Annotated in this window: 3 protein-coding genes; all 3 read left to right on the top strand. The window is 58.3% G+C overall.

Features of this window, described 5'->3' with window-relative positions; translation table 11 throughout:
• Positions 1 to 162 precede the first annotated feature (162 nt).
• Positions 163 to 3,777 carry an ESPR-type extended signal peptide-containing protein gene (locus AC07RZ_RS23875; RefSeq protein WP_494669841.1) on the top strand — a complete coding sequence of 1,205 codons (3,615 nt, stop codon included), beginning with the start codon at positions 163 to 165 and terminating at the stop codon, positions 3,775 to 3,777.
• A 453-nt stretch (positions 3,778 to 4,230) separates the two neighbouring features.
• Positions 4,231 to 4,410: a hypothetical protein gene (locus AC07RZ_RS23870; protein ID WP_494669839.1), complete on the top strand. Its 180-nt coding sequence runs from the start codon at positions 4,231 to 4,233 to the stop codon at positions 4,408 to 4,410.
• A gap of 73 nt (positions 4,411 to 4,483) precedes the next feature.
• A partial coding sequence (locus AC07RZ_RS23865) for an ESPR-type extended signal peptide-containing protein (RefSeq protein ID WP_494669840.1) occupies positions 4,484 to 7,096 on the top strand: 2,613 nt, incomplete at its 3' end.

Genomic DNA, 7,096 nt, shown 5'->3' with positions numbered 1-7,096 from the left:
ACATCTACCGGCATCGCCTCGCTGTCGACCTCAGCTTCGACTGGCCTGAGCACGACCAATAGCAATGTCTCGTCGCTCTCCACATCGACTTCGACTGGTTTGAGTACGACTAACAGCAACGTGTCTTCGCTGTCGACATCGACGTCCACCGGCATCGCCTCGTTGTCTACTTCAACCTCGACTGGTCTGAGTACGACGAATAGCAGTGTCTCGTCGCTCTCCACATCGACGTCAACTGGCTTGAGCACAGCGAACAGCAATGTTTCATCGTTGTCGACCTCGACATCTACCGGCATCGCCTCGTTGTCGACTTCAACCTCGACTGGTTTGAGCACGACCAATAGCAATGTCTCGTCCCTGTCGACGGGGCTGAGCGCAACGACCAGCAATATTGGCTCCTTGTCGACCGGCCTGAGCACCACTAATAGCAATGTGGCGTCGCTGTCGACTTCAACTTCGACCGGTCTAAGCACTACTAACAGCAATGTTTCATCGTTATCGACATCGACATCTACCGGCATCGCCTCGCTGTCGACTTCAGCTTCGACTGGCCTGAGCACTACAAACAGCAGCGTCTCGTCGCTGTCAACATCGTCTTCAACTGGTTTGAGTACGGTCGGCAGCAATGTGGATTCCTTGTCGACGTCGACGTCTACCGGCCTGAGCACCACTAACAGCAATGTTTCATCGCTGTCGACGGGGCTGAGTGCAACGACCAGCAATATTGGCTCCTTGTCGACCGGCCTGAGCACCGCTAACAGCAATGTGGCATCGCTGTCGACATCAACCTCGACCGGCCTGAGCACCACTAACAGCAACGTCTCATCGCTGTCGACGGGCTTGAGCGCAACGACCAGCAATATTGACTCTTTGTCGACTGGCCTGAGCACCACCAATAGCAATGTAGCGTCGCTGTCGACATCAACCTCGACTGGCCTGAGTACCACTAACAGCAATGTCTCATCGCTGTCGACGGGGCTGAGCGCAACGACCAGCAATATTGGCTCATTGTCGACTGGCCTGAGCACTGCCAACAGCAGCGTCTCATCACTGTCAACATCGTCTTCAACTGGTTTGAGCACGACTAACAGCAACGTCTCATCGCTGTCGACGGGGTTGAGCGCAACGACCAGCAATATTGGCTCCTTGTCGACTGGCCTGAGCACCACCAACAGCAATGTCTCATCGCTATCGACTTCGACTTCGACAGGCCTGAGCACGACTAACAGCAATGTCTCATCGCTGTCGACAGGGTTGAGCGCAACGACCAGCAATATTGGTTCCTTGTCGACTGGCCTGAGCACTGCCAACAGCAGCGTCTCATCACTGTCAACATCGTCTTCAACTGGCCTGAGCACCACCAACAGCAATGTTTCATCGTTGTCGACTTCAACCTCGACCGGCCTGAGTACAGTCAGCAGCAATGTAGACTCCTTGTCGACGTCGACATCTACCGGCCTGAGCACCACCAACAGCAATGTCTCGTCGCTGTCGACGGGACTGAGCGCAACGACCAGCAACATTGGCTCCTTGTCGACTGGCCTGAGTACTACCAATAGCAATGTCTCGTCGCTGTCGACGGGGCTGAGCGCAACGACCAGCAATATTGGCTCCTTGTCGACCGGCCTGAGCACGGCTAACAGCAGCGTGTCTTCGCTGTCGACTTCCGCCTCGACTGGCTTGAGCACGACCGACAGCAATGTTTCATCGTTGTCGACTTCGACATCTACCGGCATCGCCTCGCTGTCGACGTCAGCTTCGACAGGCCTGAGCACGACTAACAGCAACGTCTCGTCGCTGTCGACGGGACTGAGCGCGACGACCAGCAATATTGGCTCCTTGTCGACTGGCCTGAGTACTACCAATAGCAATGTCTCGTCGCTGTCGACAGGGCTGAGTGCAACGACCAGCAATATTGGCTCCTTGTCGACCGGCCTGAGCACTGCCAACAGCAGCGTCTCATCACTGTCAACATCGTCTTCAACTGGTTTGAGCACGACCAACAGCAATGTTTCATCGTTGTCGACTTCAACTTCGACTGGCCTGAGCACGGTCAGCAGCAATGTGGATTCCTTGTCCACATCGACCTCAACTGGCTTGAGCACAACGAACAGCAATGTTTCATCCTTGTCGACCTCGACGTCTACGGGCTTGAGCAGCGCCAACAGCAATGTGGCATCGCTGTCGACGTCCACATCAACTGGCATCGCATCGTTGTCGACTTCAAACTCCACCGGTTTAAGTACAGCCAACAGTAATGTCGCCTCGCTGTCGACCTCGACCTCAACCGGCATTGCATCGTTGTCGACCTCGACTTCAACCAGCCTGAGCGCCGCCGTCAGCAACGTCGAGTCGTTGTCGACCTCTACCTCGACCGGCATCAGCACTGCGCAAAGCGGCGTGTCGTCGCTGTCTACCGGCCTGAGCACGACGATCACCTCGCTGTCGACCGGCATCACTACCGGCGGATTGACGGTAACCGGGCAGACCATCACCAACGGCATCAACAACAGCGGCCAGAAAATCACCAACCTGGCGGCCGGCACGGCGGGTACCGATGCGGTCAATGTCAACCAGCTGACATCGTTGTCGACCGCGACCTCGTCCGGCATGGCATCGCTGTCGACCTCGACGTCGACCGGCCTGAGCACCACCAACAGCAATGTCGGTTCGCTGTCGACCTCAACCTCGACAGCCTTGTCGACCAACACCAGCAGCATCAATTCGCTGTCGACCGGCCTGTCCAGCACTACCTCGAATATCGGTTCCCTGTCGACCGGCCTGTCTACTACCACCAGCAATGTGAGTTCGTTGTCGACGTCGACATCGACCGGGATTTCCTCCTTGTCGACGGGAATTTCATCGTTGTCGACCGGGCTGAGCCAGGTAACGTCGCTTTCCACCGGCTTGAGCAACATTACCAACGGCACGACTTCGCTGTCGACATCGTTGAAGCCATTGGTTGACGGGGCCGCTGCCGCCGCGGCCAATGGCGCCACGGTTGGCTCCACCACCATAGGCGGCGCCAACAGCAACGGCACGGTCCAGACCCGCGGCACCAGCGGCACGGCGATCAGCAGTGTGAACGCCGCTACCTGCAGCAACGTCAATGGCGTGGATGCCACCGGCACCGGCCTTTGCGCGCAGGCGACCAAGGATGGCGCCACGGCGATCGGTTCGAATGCCCAGGCGACCGACACCAACGCTACCGCCGTCGGCTTCCGCGCCCTGGCTTCGCAAGCCGGCTCGGTGGCGATCGGCTACAACGCAAGGGCAACCGGCGATCCGACGGTGGCTATCGGTAACAATGCGCTGGCCTCGGGCAATGACGCGGTAGCGATGGGGGCCGGCGCGCAAGCTACGGCCAACCGTTCGGTGGCGCTGGGTGCGTATTCGGTGGCAGACCAGCCCAATACGGTCTCGGTCGGTTCCGCCGGCAACGAGCGCCGTGTCACCAATGTGGCGCCAGGGGTCAATCCTACCGACGCCGTGAATGTATCGCAGCTCAATAACGTGCAAAACCAGATTGGCAATGTGCAGCGAATTGCTTACTCAGGTGTCGCCATGAGCATGGCGATGGCGGGAGCAGTGACCACGGCGCTGGAACGAGGCGAAGGGCGGATGGGAGTGGGTATCGGCTCTTACCAGGGGTATGGTGCGCTTGCATTGCAATTCAGGGCGAAAACCAGCAGCGGCAACAATACCTGGGGGGTTGGCGTGAGCACCACAGGCAGTGTCTGGGGGGTATCGGCCGGGGTCGACTTCAAGTTGTGGTGATCGGCCACACAGGCCGCCGCTCCACCCAGTCCGGGATGCAATAAGAAACAGGCCGCCGGCACTCAAAAAAGCCCGCAATGACTTTAAGTCATTGCGGGCTTTTTATCGTTTTGAATTCCGCCGGCGCAAGCGCCTGGAAAACGATTTGACAATTGTTTTCAAAAAAATATCAAAACAACATGGTCGATATGGCTGGTTTAGTGGTGTCCGCGAGACACAAAATTGCCATACGGGAACTAATGTGTGAACCAATGTTACACAGTGTCAAACATTGTTAAGTTGCGAAAAATGGAACAAGAGGCAGTGATAAATTGCGGCTGTCTTATGAATTGTCTGAGCTCTTGATAGCGGCAGTTGAGAATGAACGTGACCAGGTCACTTCGCCTCACCACCCTGATGTGATTAAAGAGTTCTTTGCGGTAATAGCAACGCTTAGCTTCCTGGGAGGAAGAAATGAACAAATTGCATCGGGTGTCCGGTACCAAACCGCCATCATCTGGAAGTGTGACTTTTGACGTTGCGCCAGCCCTTGGCCTTGCCGGCCTGGCTTTGCTGTTTCCCCTAGGTTTGTTGTTTTTCTTGCACGGCGCCGAGCACTTGCTGTCCGCTGTTCGCTATCCGTTCGCCGTCTAGTTTTCCCATTTTTCCTGCGCGATCAATCTGATCCCCTGCTGCAAGCCGTACCTACTTTCGTATAGAGCCAACCATGAATAAAATTTATCGCACCGTCTACAGCCAGATCCTGGGTACCTGGGTTGCCGTCTCGGAACTGGTCTCCGCAAAGGGCAAGCAAACAGGCTCGAGCCGTTCCGCGGGCATGCCTGCTTCGGCAGGGGATGCCGGCTGGAGATATCTGCTGAGCGGGGATTTCCCCTTAAAGACGTCGGTACTGGCGCTGGCATTGGCGCTGCCGCTGTCTGGATATGCATCCACCATTACACCGGTTGGCTGCAATAGCAATGTGGGGCTTACCTTCACCGGCCTGGACGGCACGAATACCACGGGTACTTTTACCGATGGCAGCGGATACTATTCGACGGTTACAGGCTGCGGCGCCAACGGTAATGGCAAGACTGGCGTGACCTTGTTTGGTTCCGGCACGCAGGTTACGGGAAATTACGGCACCGCAAACGGCTTCATGAGCGTGGCTGGCACGCAGGCGACGGCGGTGGGCGTGCAGGCGACAGCCACAGGAAACAGCAGCGTGGCGGTCGGCTTGCTGAGCCAGGCGACGCAAACCAATAGTGTCGCCATCGGTTCCGGCGGCAGCAGCACCGCGCCGACCATCGGCAATTCCACCACGGCCGGTGGGGCCGGTGCGGTGGCGATTGGCGGCAACGCGACTAAAGGCGCGCAAGCGCTGGCTACGGACGGGGTGGCCATAGGCGGCGAGTCATCGGTGGCCTCATTGGCTACTTCGGGTGTGGCGCTGGGGCGCGGCGCTACGGCGTCATACACCAACAGCGTGGCGCTCGGCGCCGGCTCGACCACCGGAGCAGCAGCACCGACCGGCGCCGGTTTCCTGACAGGCACAGCCGCACCGCTTTCCGAGGTTTCTGTCGGCTCTGCCGCTGCACTTCGGCGCATCACCAATGTTGCCGATGGTTCGGCGCAGCAGGATGCAGTGACCGTGGCGCAATTGAGCACCGGCGCGAGCAGCCTGTCGACCGGGATCAGCTCCCTGTCAACCTCGGCTTCCACCGGCTTGAGTACGGCCAACAGCAGCGTATCGTCGCTGTCGACCTCGAGTTCAACCGGGTTGAGCACGGCCAATAGCAATGTCGCCTCGCTGTCGACATCCACTTCCACCGGAATTGCATCGCTGTCGACCTCGACTTCGACCGGCTTGAGCACTGCCAACAGCAACGTGGCGTCATTGTCGACTTCGACGTCAACCGGTATTGCTTCGCTGTCGACTTCGACCTCGACTGGCTTGAGCACTGCTAACAGCAACGTCACATCGCTGTCGACTTCGACTTCGACCGGCATCGCTTCGCTGTCGACTTCAACCTCGACCGGCTTGAGCACCACCAGCAGCAACGTGAGTTCGCTGTCGACTTCGGCTTCGACCGGCATTGTCTCGCTGTCGACTTCTGCCTCGACTGGTTTGAGCACCACCAACAGCAACGTGAGTTCGCTGTCGACTTCGGCTTCGACCGGCATCGTCTCGCTGTCGACTTCGGCGTCAACTGGCTTGAGCACCACCAACAGCAGCGTGAGTTCGCTGTCGACCTCGGCTTCGACCGGCATTGTTTCGCTGTCGACTTCGGCCTCGACCGGCTTGAGCACCACCAATAGCAGCGTGAGTTCGCTGTCGACTTCGGCCTCGACCGGCATTGTCTCGCTGTCGACTTCGGCCTCGACCGGCTTGAGCACCACCAACAGCAACGTGGCATCGCTGTCGACTTCGGCCTCGACCGGCATTGTTTCGCTGTCGACTTCCACCTCGACCGGCTTGAGCACCACCAACAGCAGCGTCACATCGCTGTCGACATCGGCATCGACCGGCATCGTCTCGCTGTCGACTTCAGCGTCGACTGGTTTGAGCACCACCAATAGCAGTGTCTCGTCGTTGTCGACATCGACATCCACCGGCATTGCTTCGCTGTCGACCTCGACTTCGACCGGCCTGAGCACTGCCAACAGCAGTGTCTCGTCGTTGTCGACATCGACATCCACCGGCATCGCATCACTGTCGACTTCCACCTCGACCGGCTTGAGCACAGCCAATAGCGGCGTGGCTTCGCTGTCGACGTCAACTTCGACCGGGTTGAGCACCACCAACAGCAACGTCACATCGCTGTCGACCTCAACGTCGACCGGCATCAGCACCGCCCAGAGCGGCGTGACATCCCTGTCCACCGGCTTGAGCACAACGGTCGCTTCGCTGTCGACCGGCATCACGACCGCCGGACTTACCGTTACCGGTGCAACCACCACCAATGGCATAGACAATAGCGGCCAGAAGATTACTAACCTGGCTGCAGGTACAGCCAGCACCGACGCCGTGAATGTCAGCCAGCTGAATTCGCTGTCGACCACCACATCAAGCGGTTTGAGTACGGCCAACAGCAATGTCTCGTCGTTGTCGACATCGGCATCCACCGGCATCGCTTCGCTGTCGACTTCGACATCGACGGGCTTGAGCAGCACCAACAGCAGCGTGACGTCGCTGTCGACTTCCACCTCGACCGGCTTGAGCACGACAAACAGCAGTGTGACGTCGCTGTCGACTTCCACCTCGACCGGCCTGAGTACGGCCAACAGCAGCGTAACTTCGCTGTCGACGTCGACGTCTACCGGCATCGCTTCGCTGTCG

The sequence above is a fragment of the Collimonas sp. GW821-FHT07E08 genome (assembly GCF_059418905.1).
Note: the sequence above shows the minus strand (reverse complement) of the source record. Positions and strands in the feature narration are given on the sequence as shown.

What these genes read in the sequence shown, in the direction of transcription:
- AC07RZ_RS23870 (WP_494669839.1), top strand. Translation starts at nt 4,231, where the DNA reads ATGAACAAATTGCATCGGGTGTCCGGTACCAAACCGCCATCATCTGGA.